This window comes from Pseudomonas sp. P4_C1, assembly GCF_056402155.1.
Genome location: NZ_JBFUHY010000088.1, coordinates 1 through 19,072 on the forward strand (window position 1 = coordinate 1; position 19,072 = coordinate 19,072).

Annotated in this window: 27 protein-coding genes; all 27 read right to left on the reverse strand. The window is 55.2% G+C overall.

Going from position 1 to position 19,072, the window contains the following annotated elements:
• Window positions 1-38 precede the first annotated feature (38 nt).
• Window positions 39-1,367, reverse strand: a complete 1,329-nt coding sequence (secY, locus tag AC1DU9_RS26505; RefSeq protein WP_003228718.1) for a preprotein translocase subunit SecY — start codon at window positions 1,365-1,367, stop codon at window positions 39-41.
• The gene (gene rplO, locus AC1DU9_RS26510) at window positions 1,368-1,805 is read right to left on the reverse strand and encodes a 50S ribosomal protein L15 (protein ID WP_003228720.1); all 438 of its coding nucleotides are present in this window, start codon (window positions 1,803-1,805) and stop codon (window positions 1,368-1,370) included. It lies immediately after the preceding gene.
• Window positions 1,806-1,808: 3 nt separating this feature from the next.
• Window positions 1,809-1,985 (reverse strand): 50S ribosomal protein L30, encoded by a 177-nt coding sequence (rpmD, locus tag AC1DU9_RS26515; RefSeq protein WP_003176408.1) that lies wholly within the window; start codon window positions 1,983-1,985, stop codon window positions 1,809-1,811.
• A 2-nt stretch (window positions 1,986-1,987) separates the two neighbouring features.
• Complete coding sequence (gene rpsE / locus AC1DU9_RS26520; RefSeq protein WP_003186035.1) at window positions 1,988-2,488, reverse strand: 30S ribosomal protein S5; 501 nt, start codon at window positions 2,486-2,488, stop codon at window positions 1,988-1,990.
• A 3-nt stretch (window positions 2,489-2,491) separates the two neighbouring features.
• Entirely contained in the window at window positions 2,492-2,842 is a 351-nt protein-coding gene (rplR, locus tag AC1DU9_RS26525; RefSeq protein ID WP_003186037.1) for a 50S ribosomal protein L18, read from the reverse strand.
• 10 nt (window positions 2,843-2,852) lie between these two features.
• Entirely contained in the window at window positions 2,853-3,386 is a 534-nt protein-coding gene (rplF, locus tag AC1DU9_RS26530; protein WP_003176412.1) for a 50S ribosomal protein L6, read from the reverse strand.
• A gap of 12 nt (window positions 3,387-3,398) precedes the next feature.
• A complete protein-coding gene (gene rpsH / locus AC1DU9_RS26535) occupies window positions 3,399-3,791 on the reverse strand; it encodes a 30S ribosomal protein S8 (RefSeq protein WP_003186040.1) in 393 nt (130 codons plus the stop codon).
• Between the two features lie 209 nt (window positions 3,792-4,000).
• The gene (gene rpsN / locus AC1DU9_RS26540; RefSeq protein WP_003176414.1) at window positions 4,001-4,306 is read right to left on the reverse strand and encodes a 30S ribosomal protein S14; all 306 of its coding nucleotides are present in this window, start codon (window positions 4,304-4,306) and stop codon (window positions 4,001-4,003) included.
• Window positions 4,307-4,319: 13 nt separating this feature from the next.
• A complete protein-coding gene (rplE, locus tag AC1DU9_RS26545) occupies window positions 4,320-4,859 on the reverse strand; it encodes a 50S ribosomal protein L5 (protein WP_003210069.1) in 540 nt (179 codons plus the stop codon).
• Between the two features lie 22 nt (window positions 4,860-4,881).
• A complete protein-coding gene (gene rplX / locus AC1DU9_RS26550) occupies window positions 4,882-5,196 on the reverse strand; it encodes a 50S ribosomal protein L24 (RefSeq protein WP_003176416.1) in 315 nt (104 codons plus the stop codon).
• 11 nt (window positions 5,197-5,207) lie between these two features.
• Window positions 5,208-5,576, reverse strand: coding sequence for a 50S ribosomal protein L14 (gene rplN / locus AC1DU9_RS26555; protein WP_002555479.1), 369 nt, complete (start codon window positions 5,574-5,576; stop codon window positions 5,208-5,210).
• Window positions 5,577-5,599: 23 nt separating this feature from the next.
• A complete protein-coding gene (gene rpsQ, locus AC1DU9_RS26560; protein ID WP_003176419.1) occupies window positions 5,600-5,866 on the reverse strand; it encodes a 30S ribosomal protein S17 in 267 nt (88 codons plus the stop codon).
• A gap of 2 nt (window positions 5,867-5,868) precedes the next feature.
• Window positions 5,869-6,060: a 50S ribosomal protein L29 gene (rpmC, locus tag AC1DU9_RS26565; RefSeq protein ID WP_002555481.1), complete on the reverse strand. Its 192-nt coding sequence runs from the start codon at window positions 6,058-6,060 to the stop codon at window positions 5,869-5,871.
• Window positions 6,060-6,473 carry a 50S ribosomal protein L16 gene (gene rplP, locus AC1DU9_RS26570; RefSeq protein ID WP_003228729.1) on the reverse strand — a complete coding sequence of 138 codons (414 nt, stop codon included), beginning with the start codon at window positions 6,471-6,473 and terminating at the stop codon, window positions 6,060-6,062. Before rplP ends, rpmC begins: the two co-directional genes overlap by 1 nt.
• Window positions 6,474-6,485: 12 nt before the next feature.
• Complete coding sequence (gene rpsC, locus AC1DU9_RS26575) at window positions 6,486-7,172, reverse strand: 30S ribosomal protein S3 (RefSeq protein WP_008065719.1); 687 nt, start codon at window positions 7,170-7,172, stop codon at window positions 6,486-6,488.
• 13 nt (window positions 7,173-7,185) lie between these two features.
• A complete protein-coding gene (rplV, locus tag AC1DU9_RS26580; RefSeq protein ID WP_003103908.1) occupies window positions 7,186-7,518 on the reverse strand; it encodes a 50S ribosomal protein L22 in 333 nt (110 codons plus the stop codon).
• A gap of 11 nt (window positions 7,519-7,529) precedes the next feature.
• Window positions 7,530-7,805 (reverse strand): 30S ribosomal protein S19, encoded by a 276-nt coding sequence (gene rpsS / locus AC1DU9_RS26585; RefSeq protein ID WP_002555486.1) that lies wholly within the window; start codon window positions 7,803-7,805, stop codon window positions 7,530-7,532.
• 16 nt (window positions 7,806-7,821) lie between these two features.
• On the reverse strand, window positions 7,822-8,646 hold the full coding sequence (gene rplB, locus AC1DU9_RS26590; RefSeq protein WP_003228734.1) for a 50S ribosomal protein L2: 825 nt from the start codon (window positions 8,644-8,646) through the stop codon (window positions 7,822-7,824).
• Between the two features lie 14 nt (window positions 8,647-8,660).
• Window positions 8,661-8,960 carry a 50S ribosomal protein L23 gene (gene rplW, locus AC1DU9_RS26595; protein ID WP_002555488.1) on the reverse strand — a complete coding sequence of 100 codons (300 nt, stop codon included), beginning with the start codon at window positions 8,958-8,960 and terminating at the stop codon, window positions 8,661-8,663.
• Window positions 8,957-9,559, reverse strand: coding sequence for a 50S ribosomal protein L4 (gene rplD, locus AC1DU9_RS26600; protein WP_003228735.1), 603 nt, complete (start codon window positions 9,557-9,559; stop codon window positions 8,957-8,959). The genes rplW and rplD overlap by 4 nt, the downstream gene beginning before the upstream one ends.
• A 12-nt stretch (window positions 9,560-9,571) precedes the next feature.
• The gene (rplC, locus tag AC1DU9_RS26605; RefSeq protein WP_003186059.1) at window positions 9,572-10,207 is read right to left on the reverse strand and encodes a 50S ribosomal protein L3; all 636 of its coding nucleotides are present in this window, start codon (window positions 10,205-10,207) and stop codon (window positions 9,572-9,574) included.
• Window positions 10,208-10,287: 80 nt separating this feature from the next.
• Complete coding sequence (gene rpsJ, locus AC1DU9_RS26610; protein WP_003186070.1) at window positions 10,288-10,599, reverse strand: 30S ribosomal protein S10; 312 nt, start codon at window positions 10,597-10,599, stop codon at window positions 10,288-10,290.
• Between the two features lie 157 nt (window positions 10,600-10,756).
• Window positions 10,757-11,950 carry an elongation factor Tu gene (gene tuf, locus AC1DU9_RS26615; RefSeq protein WP_008053875.1) on the reverse strand — a complete coding sequence of 398 codons (1,194 nt, stop codon included), beginning with the start codon at window positions 11,948-11,950 and terminating at the stop codon, window positions 10,757-10,759.
• A gap of 30 nt (window positions 11,951-11,980) precedes the next feature.
• Window positions 11,981-14,086: an elongation factor G gene (fusA, locus tag AC1DU9_RS26620; RefSeq protein ID WP_007994652.1), complete on the reverse strand. Its 2,106-nt coding sequence runs from the start codon at window positions 14,084-14,086 to the stop codon at window positions 11,981-11,983.
• A gap of 30 nt (window positions 14,087-14,116) precedes the next feature.
• On the reverse strand, window positions 14,117-14,590 hold the full coding sequence (gene rpsG, locus AC1DU9_RS26625) for a 30S ribosomal protein S7 (protein WP_007994653.1): 474 nt from the start codon (window positions 14,588-14,590) through the stop codon (window positions 14,117-14,119).
• A gap of 108 nt (window positions 14,591-14,698) precedes the next feature.
• Window positions 14,699-15,070 carry a 30S ribosomal protein S12 gene (gene rpsL, locus AC1DU9_RS26630; protein ID WP_003186084.1) on the reverse strand — a complete coding sequence of 124 codons (372 nt, stop codon included), beginning with the start codon at window positions 15,068-15,070 and terminating at the stop codon, window positions 14,699-14,701.
• A 216-nt stretch (window positions 15,071-15,286) separates the two neighbouring features.
• Window positions 15,287-19,072 (reverse strand): DNA-directed RNA polymerase subunit beta' (gene rpoC, locus AC1DU9_RS26635; RefSeq protein ID WP_477811024.1); only part of this gene is annotated, 3,786 nt, incomplete at its 5' end.

Genomic DNA, 19,072 nt, shown 5'->3' on the forward strand with positions numbered 1-19,072 from the left:
GCACGAACTTTCATCACCAACTCCTCGAACCTTATGGGTCAGCGCAGCATGCCGCTGCCGTAACCCTTCAGGTTGGCTTTCTTCATCAGGGATTCGTACTGGTGCGAAACGAGGTGCGATTGTACTTGGGACATGAAGTCCATCACAACCACGACGACGATCAGCAACGAGGTCCCGCCAAGGTAGAACGGTACGTTGGCTGCAACCACCAGGAACTGGGGCAACAGGCAGACGGCCGTCATGTAAAGAGCACCGAACATGGTCAAGCGAGTCAGAACGCCATCAATGTAGCGCGCAGACTGCTCACCTGGACGGATGCCCGGAATAAAGGCACCGGACTTCTTCAGGTTTTCCGCTACGTCTTTCGGATTGAACATCAACGCCGTATAGAAGAAGCAGAAGAAAATAATCCCTGCACTAAACAGCAGAATATTCAACGGCTGACCAGGAGCGATCGACTGCGAGATGTCCTGCAACCAGCCCATACCTTCAGACTGACCGAACCAGGCACCCAACGAAGCCGGGAACAGCAAAATGCTGCTCGCGAAAATAGCCGGAATAACACCGGCCATGTTCACCTTCAGCGGCAAGTGGCTGGTCTGCGCGGCAAAGACCTTGCGGCCTTGCTGACGCTTGGCGTAGTGAACAGCAATACGACGCTGACCACGCTCAATGAACACCACGAAACCGATAATCGCTACTGCCAGCAAACCGATGGCAACCAGGGCGAAGATGTTGATATCACCCTGACGCGCAGACTCGAAAGACTGCCCGATTGCTCTCGGAAGACCGGCGACGATACCCGAAAAAATCAACATCGAGATACCGTTGCCAACACCACGCTCAGTAATCTGCTCACCCAGCCACATCATGAACATCGCACCAGCCACAAACGTGGATACCGCGACGAAATGGAAGCCAAAGTCACCAGTGAACGCAACGCCCTGCCCCGCCAGACCAATGGACATGCCAATAGCCTGGACGAGAGCGAGGACGACAGTGCCGTAGCGGGTGTACTGGCTGATCTTGCGACGGCCAGCTTCACCTTCCTTCTTCAACTGCTCCAGCTGCGGGCTGACGGCGGTCATCAGTTGCATGATGATCGATGCCGAGATGTACGGCATGATCCCCAGTGCAAAGATGCTCATCCGTTCCAGCGCGCCGCCGGAAAACATGTTGAACAAGCTAAGAATGGTCCCCTCATTCTGTCGAAACAGGTCCGCGAGTCGGTCCGGGTTGATACCTGGAACCGGGATGTGTGCGCCTATTCGGTAGACGATAATCGCCAGGAACAGAAAACGCAGACGAGCCCAGAGTTCAGACATACCGCCTTTGCCGAGCGCAGAGAGAGCACCTTGCTTAGCCATTTATTCCTCGAACTTGCCGCCAGCTGCTTCGATAGCCGCACGCGCACCTTTGGTGGCGCCGATTCCCTTGCCGATAGTGACAGCGCGAGTCACTTCACCGGACAGCATGATTTTCACACGCTGTACGTTGACGTTGATCACGTTGGCATCTTTCAGGGACTGCACGGTGACGATGTCGCCTTCCACTTTAGCCAGCTCGGACAGACGCACTTCTGCGCGGTCCATGGCTTTCAGGGAAACGAAACCGAACTTCGGCAGGCGACGATGCAGYGGCTGTTGACCGCCTTCAAAGCCTGGAGCAATGGTGCCACCGGAGCGGGAGGTCTGACCTTTGTGACCACGGCCACCAGTCTTACCCAAACCGCTACCGATACCACGGCCCGGACGATGCTTTTCGCGACGGGAACCCGGCGCTGGACTCAGATCATTGAGTTTCATCGATTAACCCTCGACACGCAGCATGTAGTAAGCCTTGTTGATCATCCCGCGATTCTCGGGAGTATCCTGGACTTCTACAGTGTGACCGATGCGACGCAGACCCAGACCCTTAACGCACAGTTTGTGGTTAGGGATGCGGCCGGTCATGCTTTTGATCAGCGTTACTTTTACGGTAGCCATGATCAGAAGATCTCCTTGACGCTTTTGCCACGCTTGGCGGCAATGGATTCAGGAGACTGCATTGCTTTCAAACCCTTGAAAGTGGCGTGAACCACGTTTACCGGGTTAGTCGAGCCGTAGCACTTGGCCAGAACGTTCTGAACGCCAGCAACTTCGAGGACAGCACGCATAGCGCCGCCAGCGATGATACCGGTACCTTCAGAAGCAGGCTGCATGTACACCTTCGAAGCGCCGTGAGCGGACTTCATTGCGTACTGCAGAGTGGTGCCGTTCAGATCAACCTGGATCATGTTGCGGCGAGCAGCTTCCATTGCCTTCTGGATCGCAGCAGGCACTTCACGCGACTTGCCACGGCCGAAGCCAACACGGCCCTTACCATCACCAACCACGGTCAACGCGGTGAAAGTGAAGATACGGCCGCCTTTAACGGTTTTGGCTACGCGGTTAACTTGAACCAGCTTCTCGATGTAGCCTTCGTCGCGCTTTTGGTCGTTATTTGACATAACTTAGAACTCCAGCCCAGCTTCACGAGCAGCATCAGCCAGCGCTTTAACGCGGCCGTGGTACTTGAAGCCAGAGCGGTCGAAAGCCACTTGCGAGACGCCAGCGGCCTTAGCACGCGTAGCGACCAGCTGGCCAACCTTAGTGGCCGCGTCGATGTTGCCGGTGGCACCATCACGCAGTTCTTTATCCAAAGTCGAGGCGCTCGCCAGGACTTTGTTGCCGTCGGCCGAAATGACCTGGGCGTAGATGTGCTGCGAAGAGCGGAACACGCAGAGACGCACGACTTCGAGTTCGTGCATTTTCAGGCGTGCTTTGCGAGCGCGACGCAGTCGAGTAACTTTTTTGTCGGTCATTTGCTATGCCCTACTTCTTCTTGGCTTCTTTACGACGGACGACTTCGTCCGCGTAGCGCACACCTTTGCCTTTGTACGGCTCTGGTGGACGGAAGTCGCGGATCTCGGCGGCCACTTGACCTACCAGCTGCTTGTCGATGCCCTTGATCAGGATATCGGTCTGGCTAGGAGTCTCAGCGGTGATGCCTTCCGGCAGTTCGTAATCCACTGGGTGCGAGAAGCCAAGAGCCAGGTTCAGCACTGTGCCTTTTGCTTGCGCTTTGTAACCAACACCGACCAGCTGGAGCTTGCGCTCGAAGCCTTGGCTTACGCCTTGGACCATGTTGTTTACCAACGCACGAGTGGTACCAGCCATTGCGCGAGTCTGTTGATCGCCATTGCGAGCAGCGAAACGCAGCTCACCAGCTTCTTCAACGATCTCAACGGACGAATGGATGTTCAGTTCAAGAGTACCCTTGGCACCCTTCACCGAAAGCTGTTGGCCTGCGAATTTTACTTCGACACCGGCTGGCAGCTTAACGGGGTTCTTAGCGACGCGAGACATGCTTATCCCCCCTTAGAACACAGTGCAAAGAACTTCGCCGCCGACACCGGCAGCGCGCGCAGCACGATCCGTCATCACACCTTTGTTGGTGGAGACGATAGACACACCGAGACCGCCACGAACTTTTGGCAGATCATCGACGGACTTGTACTGACGCAGGCCTGGACGGCTAACGCGCTTCACTTCTTCGATAACCGGACGGCCTTCGAAGTACTTCAGCTCGATGGACAGCAGTGGTTTGATTTCGCTGCTGATCTGATAACCCGCAATGTAACCTTCGTCCTTCAGGACTTTGGCAACAGCTACCTTCAACGTGGAAGATGGCATGCTTACGACGGACTTTTCAGCCATCTGGGCATTACGGATACGAGTTAGCATGTCCGCTAACGGGTCCTGCATACTCATGGGCTAGACGCTCCTAATACAAAAAAATTAGCCTTGCGGCTATTACGTGTCGCCGAGAATCTCCGAGCATGAAAAACACGGGCTCAGGCGAGCCGGGTATTCTAGACACACCCCAGAAATGAATCAAGCCCCAAAAGGGGCTTGATCCAGATTCAAGGCCACCGGTGGTCAGGATCTTGCGAACCTTTCCACCGAGACTTTGAAAGTACTTACCAGCTGGCTTTAACCAGACCCGGTACGTCACCACGCATGGCAGCTTCACGCAGCTTGTTACGGCCGAGGCCGAACTTGCGGTAAACGCCGTGTGGACGACCGGTCAGGCGGCAGCGGTTACGCATGCGCGAAGCGCTTGCGTCACGTGGCTGCTTCTGCAGGGCTACTGTAGCTTCCCAACGCGCTTCTGGACTTGCGTTCAGATCAACGATGATAGCTTTCAGTGCTGCACGCTTCTTGGCGTACTTGGCAACCGTGAGCTGACGCTTCAGCTCGCGGTTTTTCATGCTCATCTTGGCCATGGTCCTACTCCAATCAGTTGCGGAACGGGAATTTGAACGCACGCAGCAGAGCGCGGCCTTCATCATCGTTCTTGGCAGTGGTGGTCAGGGTGATGTCCAGACCGCGGAGAGCATCGATCTTGTCGTAGTCGATTTCCGGGAAGATGATCTGCTCTTTCACGCCCATGCTGTAGTTACCACGACCATCGAAGGACTTGGCATTCAGGCCGCGGAAGTCGCGAACCCGAGGCAGGGAGATCGACAGCAGACGATCCAGGAACTCGTACATACGCTCACGGCGCAGGGTCACTTTGACGCCGATCGGCCAACCTTCACGGACTTTAAAGCCAGCGATGGATTTGCGAGCGTAGGTCACAACGACTTTCTGGCCGGTGATCTTTTCCAGGTCAGCAACAGCGTGCTCGATGACTTTTTTGTCGCCGATCGCTTCGCCCAGACCCATGTTCAGGGTGATTTTGGTAACGCGCGGAACTTCCATCACGTTCGAAAGCTTAAGTTCTTCCTTAAGTTTCGGAGCAATTTCCTTCCGGTAAATCTCTTTTAGTCGTGCCATGGTCTCATCTACCTAGCAGTGTTCAAGCATCAACCGCTTTTTGGGTCGACTTGAAGACACGAATTTTCTTGCCGTCTTCTACTTTGAAACCAACGCGGTCAGCCTTGTTGGTTTCGCCGTTGAAAATGGCGACGTTAGAAGCATCCAGTGGAGCTTCTTTTTCGACGATACCGCCCTGCACGCCCGACATCGGGTTAGGCTTGGTATGACGCTTGACCAGGTTCAGACCACCAATAACCAAACGGTTGTTAGCGAGAACCTTAAGCACCTTACCGCGCTTACCTTTGTCTTTGCCGGCGATCACGATGATCTCGTCGTCACGACGAATCTTTTGCATGTCGGATCTCCTTACAGCACTTCTGGGGCGAGCGAGACGATCTTCATGAACTTCTCAGTACGAAGTTCACGGGTCACTGGCCCAAAGATACGGGTGCCGATCGGCTCTTGCTTGTTGTTCAGAAGAACAGCAGCGTTGCCATCAAAGCGGATAATGGAGCCATCAGCACGACGTACGCCGTGACGAGTGCGGACTACAACAGCAGTCATCACTTGGCCTTTTTTCACTTTACCGCGAGGAATTGCTTCCTTGACGGTAACTTTGATGATGTCACCGATACCAGCGTAACGACGATGGGAGCCACCCAGCACCTTGATGCACATAACGCGGCGAGCGCCGCTGTTATCGGCCACATCGAGCATGGATTGAGTCTGAATCATATAATTTCTCCGACCCCTAGTCCTTAGACTTCCACAGCGCGTTCGAGAACATCAACCAGCGCCCAAGACTTGGTCTTGGCCAAAGGACGAGTTTCACGAATAGTGACTTTGTCGCCGATGTGGCACTGATTGGTTTCGTCGTGCGCGTGCAGCTTAGTCGAACGCTTAACGTATTTACCGTAGATCGGGTGCTTAACGCGACGCTCGATCAGAACGGTGATGGTTTTGTCCATCTTGTCGCTGACAACACGGCCAGTCAGCGTACGGACAGTTTTTTCGGCTTCAGCCATGATTACTTACCTGCCTGCTGGTTGAGCACAGTCTTCACGCGAGCGATGTCACGCTTAACTTGCGAGAGCAGATGAGACTGCCCCAACTGGCCAGTTGCTTTCTGCATACGCAGATTGAACTGGTCGCGCAGCAAGCCGAGCAGTTGCTCGTTCAGCTGCTGTGCGGATTTTTCACGAAGTTCATTCGCTTTCATCACATCACCGTCCGTTTAACAAAGGAGGTGGCGAGCGGCAGCTTTGCAGCAGCCAGGGCGAAAGCCTCACGCGCCAGCTCTTCAGAAACACCCTCGATTTCATACAGGACTTTGCCTGGCTGAATCTGGGCAACCCAGTATTCGACGTTACCCTTACCTTTACCCATCCGAACTTCGAGTGGCTTCTTGGAAATAGGCTTGTCCGGGAATACACGGATCCAGATCTTGCCGCCACGTTTTACGTGACGGGTCAGAGCACGACGCGCTGACTCGATCTGACGAGCGGTGAGACGACCACGAGCAACAGACTTCAGCGCGAACTCGCCGAAGCTGACTTTGCTACCGCGCAATGCCAGGCCACGGTTGTGACCAGTCATTTGCTTGCGGAACTTCGTACGCTTTGGTTGCAACATTTGGCGTACCCCTTACTTAGCAGCTTTTTTACGAGGCGCTGGTGCTTGTGGTTTCAGTTCTTCTTGGCGACCACCAATTACTTCGCCTTTGAAGATCCAAACCTTTACACCGATCACACCGTAGGTGGTGTGAGCTTCGTAGTTGGCATAGTCGATGTCGGCACGCAGGGTGTGCAATGGCACACGACCTTCGCGATACCATTCAGTACGTGCGATTTCAGCACCGCCGAGACGACCGCTCACTTGGATTTTGATGCCTTTGGCACCAATGCGCATGGCGTTCTGTACGGCGCGCTTCATAGCACGACGGAACATTACGCGACGCTCCAGCTGCTGAGCTACGCTCTGCGCAACCAGCATACCGTCGAGTTCCGGCTTGCGGATCTCTTCGATATTGATGTGCACAGGCACACCCATTTGCTTGGTCAGGTCCTGACGCAGTTTCTCAACATCTTCACCTTTCTTCCCGATAACGATACCTGGACGAGCGGTGTGGATGGTGATACGTGCAGTTTGGGCCGGACGATGGATATCGATACGGCTTACGGACGCGCTTTTTAGTTTGTCTTGGAGATACTCACGCACCTTCAGATCTGCGAGCAAATAGTCCGCATAAGTCCGACCGTCTGCGTACCAGACGGAGGTGTGCTCCTTGACGATTCCCAGGCGAATGCCAATGGGATGTACTTTCTGACCCATCTCTTCGACTCCGTTACTTGTCAGCAACCTTGACAGTGATATGGCAAGACCGCTTGACGATGCGATCAGCACGGCCTTTGGCACGTGGCATGATGCGCTTCAGCGAACGCCCTTCGTTGACGAAAACAGTGCTGACCTTCAGGTCATCAACGTCTGCGCCTTCGTTATGCTCGGCGTTGGCTACGGCCGACTCCAGCACTTTCTTCATGATCTCGGCGGCTTTCTTACTGCTGAAAGCCAACAGGTTGAGCGCTTCGCCCACCTTCTTCCCGCGGATCTGGTCGGCGACCAAGCGGGCTTTCTGGGCGGAGATTCGAGCGCCCGACAACTTAGCGGCTACTTCCATTTCCTAACCCCTTAACGCTTGGCTTTCTTGTCTGCCACGTGCCCGCGATAAGTGCGGGTACCGGCGAACTCGCCCAGTTTGTGGCCGACCATGTCTTCGTTCACGAGAACTGGGACGTGCTGACGACCGTTGTGTACTGCGATGGTCAGACCGACCATTTGTGGCAGGATCATCGAACGACGCGACCAGGTTTTCACCGGTTTGCGATCGTTCTTTTCCGCCGCCACTTCGATCTTCTTCAGTAGGTGAAGATCGATAAAAGGACCTTTTTTCAGAGAACGTGGCACTGTCGTATCCCTCTATTTACTTGCGACGACGGACGATCATTTTGTCGGTACGCTTATTACCACGAGTCTTCGCGCCCTTAGTCGGGAAGCCCCATGGCGATACCGGATGACGACCACCAGAGGTACGACCTTCACCACCACCATGTGGGTGGTCAACCGGGTTCATGGCAACACCACGAACGGTTGGGCGAACGCCACGCCAGCGTTTGGCACCAGCTTTACCCAGCGAACGCAGGCTGTGCTCGGAGTTCGAGACTTCGCCCAGGGTCGCACGGCATTCAGCCAGGACTTTACGCATTTCACCGGAACGCAGACGCAGGGTCACGTAAACGCCTTCACGAGCGATCAGCTGAGCCGAAGCACCAGCGGAACGAGCGATCTGTGCGCCTTTACCCGGCTTCAGTTCGATGCCGTGTACGGTGGAACCGACTGGAATGTTGCGCAGTTGCAGAGCGTTGCCTGGCTTGATTGGAGCCAGTGCGCCTGCGATCAGCTGGTCGCCAGCACTCACGCCTTTAGGGGCGATGATGTAGCGGCGCTCGCCGTCTGCGTAGCACAGCAGTGCGATGTGAGCAGTACGGTTTGGATCGTATTCGATACGCTCGACAGTGGCGACGATGCCATCTTTGTCGTTGCGACGGAAATCGACCATACGATAATGCTGCTTATGACCACCACCGATATGACGGGTAGTAATACGGCCATTGTTGTTACGACCACCAGTCTTCGATTTTTTCTCGAGCAGCGGTGCGTGAGGAGCGCCTTTATGCAGCTCCTGATTGACCACCTTGACCACAAAACGGCGGCCAGGGGAAGTCGGTTTGCATTTAACGATTGCCATGATGCACCCCTTCCTTACTCAGCACTGCTGCTGAAATCGAGATCTTGGCCTGGCTGAAGGGAGATAACTGCCTTCTTCCAGTCATTACGCTTGCCCAGACCGCGAGCAGTGCGCTTGCTCTTACCCAGAACATTCAGGGTAGTAACACGCTCTACTTTCACGCTGAACAGGCTTTCGACGGCCTTCTTGATTTCCAGCTTGGTTGCGTCGGTCGCAACCTTGAAAACGAACTGGCCTTTCTTGTCTGCCAGAACCGTAGCCTTCTCGGAAACGTGCGGGCCAAGCAGAACTTTAAATACGCGTTCCTGGTTCATCCCAGCAGCTCCTCGAATTTCTTCACGGCCGACACGGTGATCAACACCTTGTCGTATGCGATCAGACTAACTGGATCGGAACCTTGCACGTCACGTACATCTACGTGTGGCAGGTTACGAGCAGCCAGGTACAGGTTCTGATCAACAGCGTCCGACACGATCAGAACGTCGGTCAGGCTCATGTTGTTCAGCTTGCCCAGCAGGTCTTTGGTTTTCGGCGTTTCAACGGCGAAATCCTGAACCACGACCAGACGATCAGTACGCACCAGCTCAGCAAGGATGGAACGCATTGCTGCGCGATACATCTTCTTGTTCAGCTTCTGGGAGTGATCCTGTGGACGAGCTGCGAAAGTGGTACCGCCGCCACGCCAGATTGGGCTACGGATAGTACCGGCACGAGCACGGCCAGTACCTTTCTGACGCCATGGGCGCTTGCCGCCACCACGAACGTCGGAACGGGTCTTTTGCTGCTTGGAACCCTGACGGCCGCCAGCCATGTAGGCCACGACTGCTTGGTGAACCAGCGTCTCGTTGAACTCGCCGCCAAATGTCAGTTCGGAAACTTCGATCGCTTGAGCGTCATTTACATTTAATTGCATGTCAGCTTCCCCTTAACCGCGAGCCTTGGCTGCTGGACGTACAACCAAGTTGCCGCCAGTAGCGCCAGGAACAGCGCCCTTGACCAACAACAGATTGCGTTCAGCGTCCACGCGCACTACTTCGAGGGACTGCACGGTCACGCGCTCAGCGCCCATATGACCGGACATTTTTTTGCCCTTGAATACACGACCAGGAGTCTGGCACTGGCCGATAGAGCCTGGAACGCGGTGGGATACGGAGTTACCGTGGGTGTTATCTTGCCCGCGGAAATTCCAACGCTTGATCGTACCCTGGAAGCCTTTACCCTTGGACTGACCGGTTACATCAACCAGTTGACCAGCGGCGAAGATTTCAGCGTTGATCAGATCGCCGGCCTGGTACTCGCCTTCTTCAAGGCGGAATTCCATTACGGTACGACCAGCGGCAACATTCGCCTTAGCGAAGTGGCCAGCCTGAGCTGCTGTTACACGCGAAGCGCGACGCTCGCCGACAGTGACTTGCACTGCACGATAGCCATCGGTCTCTTCAGTTTTGAACTGGGTGACGCGATTCGGTTCGATCTCAATGACCGTGACCGGAATGGAGACACCTTCTTCGGTGAAAATACGGGTCATACCGCATTTACGACCGACTACACCAATAGTCATGTTGTAAACCTCATGAGTGTACGGGGCTTTCACCCGCTATGGCCGCCCATTTCAGAGCGTTACACGACTAAGACCGAGTCTTAGCCGAGGCTGATCTGCACTTCCACACCGGCCGCAAGATCAAGCTTCATAAGAGCATCAACGGTTTTATCCGTTGGCTGGACGATGTCCAGAACGCGCTTATGAGTACGGATCTCGTACTGGTCACGCGCGTCTTTGTTGACGTGCGGGGAGACCAGAACGGTGAACCGCTCTTTACGGGTAGGCAGTGGAATTGGACCACGCACTTGAGCACCAGTACGTTTCGCGGTTTCCACGATTTCCTGGGTTGATTGGTCGATCAGGCGATGGTCGAAAGCCTTCAACCTGATACGGATTTGCTGATTTTGCATTGGATTTCAGACTCCGGCTGCTATTCCCACCGGGCGCAATACGCCCGTTAAAAGGAGGCGCAATTCTATAGACGCCCCAGATGGGTGTCAACCCAATAAAAAAGCCCCCGCTGAGCGGGGGCTTTTCAAAGCATCGAAGCTATCTCAAAAGAGATGCTTACTCGATGATTTTGGCCACGACGCCAGCGCCGACGGTACGACCGCCTTCACGGATAGCGAAACGCAGGCCGTCTTCCATTGCGATGGTCTTGATCAGGGTAACTTCCATCTGGATGTTATCACCTGGCATTACCATTTCAACGCCTTCTGGCAGCTGGCAGTTACCAGTCACGTCAGTAGTACGGAAGTAGAACTGTGGACGGTAGCCTTTGAAGAACGGAGTGTGACGACCGCCTTCTTCCTTGCTCAGAACGTAAACTTCTGCGGTGAACTTGGTGTGCGGCTTAACCGAACCCGGCTTAACCAGAACCTGGCCACGCTCAACGTCGTCACGCTTGGTACCACGCAGCAGAACGCCGCAGTTCTCGCCAGCACGACCTTCGTCGAGCAGCTTGCGGAACATTTCAACACCGGTGCAGGTGGTGGTGGTGGTGTCACGCAGACCAACGATTTCCAGTGCATCTTGAACGCGAACGATACCGCGCTCGATACGACCAGTCACAACAGTACCACGACCCGAGATCGAGAATACGTCTTCGATTGGCATCAGGAATGGCTTGTCGATAGCACGCTCTGGTTCTGGGATGTAGCTGTCCAGAGTTTCAACCAGTTTACGAACGGCAGTGGTGCCCATTTCGTTGTCGTCTTTGCCTTCCAGCGCCATACGAGCCGAACCGATGATGATTGGAGTGTCATCGCCCGGGAAGTCGTAGGTGGACAGCAGGTCGCGAACTTCCATCTCGACCAGTTCCAGCAGCTCAGCGTCGTCTACCAGGTCAGCCTTGTTCAGGAAAACCACGATGTACGGAACGCCTACCTGACGGGACAGCAGGATGTGTTCACGGGTTTGTGGCATCGGACCATCAGCGGCCGAGCAAACCAGGATCGCGCCATCCATCTGGGCAGCACCGGTGATCATGTTCTTCACATAGTCAGCGTGACCTGGGCAGTCAACGTGAGCGTAGTGACGGATCTTCGAGTTGTACTCGACGTGCGCGGTGTTGATGGTGATACCACGAGCTTTTTCTTCTGGCGCGCTGTCGATTTTATCGAAATCAACGATTGCGGAACCGAAAACTTCGGAGCAAACGCGAGTCAGAGCTGCGGTCAGAGTGGTTTTACCGTGGTCAACGTGACCGATGGTGCCAACGTTGACGTGCGGTAGGGAACGATCAAATTTTTCTTTAGCCACGACAATTAACTCCTTGCCTAAAGGACTGAATCAGCCTTGTTTTTTGGTTACAGTTTCGACGATGTGCGACGGAGCTGTATTGTATTTTTTGAATTCCATAGAGTAGCTTGCGCGACCCTGGGACATCGAACGAACGTCGGTCGCATAACCGAACATCTCGCCCAACGGAACTTCAGCACGGATCACCTTGCCGGAGACCGTGTCTTCCATACCCAGAATCATGCCGCGACGACGGTTAAGGTCGCCCATCACGTCACCCATATAGTCTTCAGGCGTAACAACCTCTACCGCCATGATCGGCTCGAGCAACTCACCACCGCCCTTCTGGGCCAGTTGCTTGGTCGCCATGGAAGCAGCCACCTTAAACGCCATCTCGTTCGAGTCGACGTCGTGGTAAGAACCATCAAACACGGTAGCCTTCAGGCCGATCAGCGGATAGCCGGCAACAACGCCGTTCTTCATCTGCTCTTCGATACCCTTCTGGATAGCCGGGATGTATTCCTTAGGAACCACACCACCCACTACTTCGTTCACGAATTGCAGACCTTCCTGACCTTCGTCAGCAGGAGCAAAACGGATCCAGCAATGGCCGAACTGGCCACGACCACCGGACTGACGAACGAACTTGCCTTCGATTTCGCAGTTCTTCGTGATGCGCTCACGATACGAAACCTGAGGCTTGCCGATGTTGGCTTCGACGTTGAACTCACGGCGCATCCGGTCAACCAGGATGTCCAGGTGCAGTTCGCCCATGCCAGAGATGATCGTTTGACCAGTCTCTTCATCAGTCTTGACGCGGAAAGACGGGTCTTCCTGAGCAAGTTTGCCCAGAGCGATACCCATTTTTTCCTGGTCATCCTTGGTCTTAGGCTCTACGGCAACCGAAATAACCGGCTCCGGGAAGTCCATGCGAACCAGGATGATTGGCTTGTCAGCGTTGCACAAGGTTTCACCAGTGGTGACGTCCTTCATGCCGATCAGGGCCGCGATGTCACCAGCGCGTACTTCCTTGATCTCTTCACGGGCGTTTGCGTGCATCTGCACCATACGACCCACGCGCTCTTTCTTGCCTTTGACCGAGTTGATCACGCCGTCGCCGGAGGCCAGCACGCCCGAGTAAACACGGACGAAAGTCAAGGTACCCACGAATGGGTCGGTAGCGATCTTGAACGCCAGAGCCGAGAACGGCTCGTTGTCGTCTGCATGACGCTCCATCTGCTTTTCCTCGTCATCCGGGTCGGTACCCTTGATGGCAGGAATGTCGGTTGGAGCCGGCAGGTAGTCGATAACGGCGTCGAGAACCAGGGGAACACCCTTGTTCTTGAAGGAAGAACCGCAAACAGCCAGAACGATCTCACCAGCGATAGTACGCTGACGCAGAGCACCCTTGATTTCCTCGATGGTGAGTTCTTCACCTTCAAGGTACTTGTTCATCAGCTCTTCGCTGGCTTCGGCCGCAGCCTCAACCATGTTGTTGCGCCACTCTTCAGCCAGTTCCTGCAGTTCGGCAGGGATAGCTTCACGACGAGGAGTCATACCCTTGTCGGCATCGTTCCAGTAAACCGCTTCCATGGTCATCAGATCGATCTGACCCTGGAAGTTGTCTTCGGAACCGATAGCCAACTGGATAGGCACCGGAGTGTGACCCAGACGCTGCTTGATCTGAGCGATCACACGCAGGAAGTTCGCACCGGCACGGTCCATTTTGTTCACGTAAACGATACGTGGAACACCGTACTTGTTGGCTTGACGCCATACGGTTTCGGACTGAGGCTCAACGCCGGAAGTACCACAGAACACAACGACCGCGCCGTCGAGTACGCGCAGGGAACGCTCAACTTCAATAGTGAAGTCTACGTGGCCCGGGGTATCGATGACGTTGAAACGGTACTGGTCCTTGTGCTGCTTCGCAGAACCCTGCCAGAAGGCGGTAATGGCAGCAGAAGTAATGGTAATACCACGCTCCTGCTCCTGCACCATCCAGTCTGTGGTCGCGGCGCCGTCATGCACCTCGCCCATTTTGTGACTTTTGCCAGTGTAAAAAAGGACGCGCTCGGTGGTGGTGGTTTTACCAGCATCCACGTGTGCAACGATACCAATGTTACGGTAGCGATTAATCGGTGTTGTACGAGCCATAAAGCCCTCGCAAAATTAGTGACGCTAAAATTAGAAGCGGTAGTGCGAGAAAGCCTTGTTGGCTTCAGCCATACGGTGAACGTCTTCACGCTTCTTAACTGCAGCACCTTTACCTTCAGCAGCGTCCAACAGTTCGCCAGCCAAACGCAGAGCCATAGACTTCTCGCCGCGCTTGCGGGCGTAGTCTACCAACCAGCGCATTGCCAGAGCGTTACGACGGGAAGGACGAACCTCGACCGGAACCTGGTAAGTAGCACCACCAACGCGGCGCGACTTCACTTCGACCAGCGGAGCGATGGCGTCGAGTGCTTTTTCGAAGAGTTCCAGGGGATCGGTGCCGGCCTTACGAGCCTTCACGGTATCCAGGGCACCATAAACGATACGCTCGGCAACGGCTTTCTTGCCGCTTTCCATTACGTGGTTCATGAATTTGGCGAGGATTTGGCTTCCGTATTTCGGATCGTCCAGAATCTCACGCTTGGCTGCTACGCGACGTCTTGGCATTGATAAGCCCTCAAACGGTCTTCAGGTTAGCCCGGGACAGCTCCTATGGATGCGTGCCCGACCTTACTCTTATCGACTCAATAAAATGAAAAACTGCAAAACGGCCGATTACTTCGGACGCTTGGTACCGTACTTCGAACGACCCTGGTTACGACCTTTAACACCGGAAGTATCCAACGAACCGCGAACGGTGTGGTAACGAACACCTGGCAAGTCTTTTACACGACCGCCGCGGATCAGTACCACGCTGTGCTCTTGCAGGTTGTGGCCTTCACCGCCGATGTACGAGGAAACCTCGAAACCGTTGGTCAGGCGCACACGGCATACTTTACGCAGTGCCGAGTTAGGTTTTTTCGGCGTGGTGGTGTACACACGGGTGCACACGCCACGGCGTTGCGGGCAGTTCTGCAGCGCAGGCACGTCGGATTTCTCGACGATACGCTTACGCGGCTGACGTACCAGCTGGTTGATAGTTGCCATCTACTAGCTCCACTGTTGTCTTGCGACGCTATTGTCTTGCAAGAAAAGCAAAATGGCAGGAACGAGTTCCCGCCAAATTTAGGGGTACAAGAGTCTAAAGAGGATCTTGTCCCCAGTCAAGGCAAGGCCCCGCCCTCCCCGCTCATCCAATCTCGACAAATTGTCTCGATTCGATGAACGGAGTGACCAGGGCCTCACACTCATTTACCGCAGAACTCAGTTACCGCTCGAGTTCAGCGCTTCGGTCAGTGCAGCTTCCACTTCACTGGCGCTTACGCGCAACGGCTTGTCTGCATCACGGCGGCGCTTACGCTCGCTGTGATAAGCCAGGCCGGTACCAGCCGGGATCAGACGACCCACGACCACGTTTTCTTTCAGGCCGCGCAGGTAATCGCGCTTGCCGGTTACCGCCGCCTCGGTCAGTACGCGAGTGGTTTCCTGGAAGGAAGCCGCCGAGATGAACGATTCGGTGGACAACGACGCCTTGGTGATACCCAGCAGAACGCGAGTGAACTTGGAGACAAACTTGTCTTCGCCGCTCAGACGCTCGTTCTCTACCAGTACGTGAGTCAATTCCATCTGGTCGCCCTTGATGAAACTGGAATCGCCGGATTCAGCGATCTCAACTTTACGCAGCATCTGACGCAGGATGGTCTCGATGTGCTTGTCGTTGATCTTCACGCCTTGCAGACGGTAAACGTCCTGGATCTCGTTGACGATGTACTTGGCCAGCGCACTCACACCCAGCAGACGCAGGATGTCGTGTGGATCGCTCGGACCGTCGGAGATAACTTCGCCGCGGTTTACCTGTTCGCCTTCGAACACGTTCAGGTGACGCCACTTCGGAATCAGCTCTTCGTACGGATCGGTACCGTCGTTCGGGGTAATAACCAGACGGCGCTTGCCTTTGGTCTCTTTACCGAACGCGATGGTGCCGCTGACTTCAGCCAGAATCGACGCTTCTTTCGGACGACGGGCTTCGAACAAGTCGGCAACACGCGGCAGACCACCGGTGATGTCRCGAGTCTTCGAAGTCTCTTGCGGGATACGAGCGATAACATCACCGATCGCGATCTTCGCACCATCCGCTACACCAACCAGGGCGTTGGCTGGCAGGAAGTACTGAGCGATAACGTCAGTGCCTGGCAGCAACAGATCCTTGCCGTTGTCGTCGACCATCTTCACGGCAGGACGGATGTCCTTACCGGCAGCTGGACGATCTTTGGCGTCGAGTACTTCAATGTTGGTCATACCGGTCAATTCGTCAGTCTGACGCTTGATCGTGATGCCTTCTTCCATGCCCACGTAGGTCACGGTACCTTTCATTTCGGTAACGATCGGGTGAGTGTGCGGATCCCACTTGGCCACGATGGCGCCAGCTTCGACCTTGTCACCTTCTTTAACCGAAATCACGGCACCGTATGGCAGCTTGTAACGCTCACGCTCACGACCGAAGTCATCAGCGATGGCCAGCTCACCGGAACGGGACACGGCAACCAGGTGACCATCCACTCGCTCAACATGCTTCAGGTTGTGCAGACGGACAGTACCGCCATTCTTCACCTGAACGCTGTCGGCTGCGGAGGTCCGGCTTGCCGCACCACCGATGTGGAACGTACGCATCGTCAGCTGGGTACCCGGCTCACCGATGGACTGGGCAGCGATAACGCCGACCGCTTCACCGATGTTCACCTGGTGACCACGAGCCAGATCACGACCGTAGCACTTGGCGCAGATGCCGAAACGGGTTTCGCAGCTGATCGGCGAACGCACGATCACTTCGTCGATGCTGTTGAGCTCGATGAACTCGACCCACTTCTCGTCTACCAGGGTGCCGGCAGGAACGATGACGTCCTCGGTACCTGGCTTGAATACGTCACGGGCGATAACACGACCCAATACGCGCTCACCCAACGGCTCTACAACGTCACCGCCTTCAATGTGCGGAGTCATCAGCAGACCGTGCTCGGTGCCGCAATCGATCTCGGTTACAACCAGATCTTGTGCAACGTCTACCAGACGACGAGTCAGGTAACCGGAGTTAGCCGTTTTCAACGCGGTATCCGCAAGACCCTTACGAGCACCGTGAGTGGAGATGAAGTACTGAAGTACGCTCAAACCTTCACGGAAGTTCGCGGTAATCGGCGTTTCAATGATGGAACCGTCCGGCTTGGCCATCAGGCCACGCATACCGGCCAGCTGACGAATCTGTGCTGCGGAACCCCGCGCACCCGAGTCGGCCATCATGTACATCGAGTTGAAGGATTCCTGGTCSACTTCGACGCCATGACGGTCGATGACTTTCTCTTTCGAGAGGTTGGCCATCATCGCCTTGGAAACTTCGTCGTTCGCCTTGGACCAAAGGTCGATCACTTTGTTGTACTTCTCGCCCTGGGTTACCAGGCCGGAGGCGTACTGGCTTTCGATCTCTTTCACTTCATCAGTAGCAGCATTGATGATGCGGGCTTTTTCATCCGGGATAACGAAGTCGTTAACACCGATGGAAACGCCGGAAATGGTCGAATAAGCAAAACCGGTGTACATCAACTGGTCAGCGAAGATCACGGTCTCTTTCAGACCAACCACGCGATAGCACTGGTTGATCAGCTTGGAGATCGCCTTTTTCTTCATCGGCAGGTTGACGACGTCGTAGGACAGACCTTTTGGCACAACCTGGAACAACAGCGCACGGCCGACAGTGGTGTCGACGATACGGGTGTTGCTCACGCTGCCGCCATCACGGTCGTTGACGGTTTCGTTGATCCGCACCTTGACCTTGGCGTGCAGTGCGGCTTCGCCGGCACGGAACACACGGTCAACTTCTTGCAGATCCGCGAACACACGACCTTCGCCCTTGGCGTTGATCGCTTCACGAGTCATGTAGTACAGACCCAATACAACGTCCTGCGACGGAACGATGATTGGCTCACCGTTGGCTGGCGACAGAATGTTGTTGGTCGACATCATCAACGCACGCGCTTCGAGCTGGGCTTCCAGCGTCAGCGGTACGTGCACGGCCATTTGGTCGCCGTCGAAGTCGGCGTTGTACGCGGCGCAGACCAGAGGGTGCAGCTGGATAGCCTTACCTTCGATCAGTACCGGTTCAAACGCCTGGATACCCAGACGGTGAAGGGTCGGTGCACGGTTGAGAAGAACCGGGTGTTCGCGAATCACTTCAGCGAGAACGTCCCAAACCTCTGGCAGCTCGCGCTCGACCATCTTCTTGGCAGCCTTGATGGTGGTAGCGAGACCACGCATTTCAAGCTTGCCGAAAATGAACGGTTTGAACAGCTCGAGAGCCATCTTCTTCGGCAGACCGCACTGGTGCAGACGCAGGGTCGGACCTACGGTAATTACCGAACGGCCGGAGTAGTCAACACGCTTACCGAGCAAGTTCTGACGGAAACGACCCTGCTTACCCTTGATCATGTCAGCCAGGGATTTCAGAGGACGCTTGTTGGAGCCGGTGATAGCGCGGCCACGACGACCGTTGTCGAGCAGTGCGTCGACGGCTTCCTGCAACATACGCTTTTCGTTGCGCACGATGATGTCCGGAGCGGACAGATCCAGCAGGCGCTTCAAGCGGTTGTTACGGTTGATCACTCGACGATACAGATCGTTGAGGTCGGAAGTCGCGAAGCGACCGCCATCGAGCGGGACCAGTGGACGCAGATCTGGCGGCAGAACCGGCAGAACGGTCAGCACCATCCACTCTGGCAGGTTGCCGGAACCCTGGAAGGCTTCCATCAACTTCAGACGCTTGGACAGCTTCTTGATCTTGGTTTCGGAGTTGGTTTGCGGAATTTCTTCACGCAGGCGGCCAATCTCGTGTTCCAGGTCGATAGCGTGCAGCAGTTCGCGGACAGCTTCGGCACCCATGCGGGCATCGAAATCGTCGCCGAACTCTTCCAGCGCTTCGAAGTACTGCTCGTCGTTGAGCAGCTGACCTTTTTCAAGGGTGGTCATGCCTGGATCGATAACGACATAGCTCTCGAAGTAGAG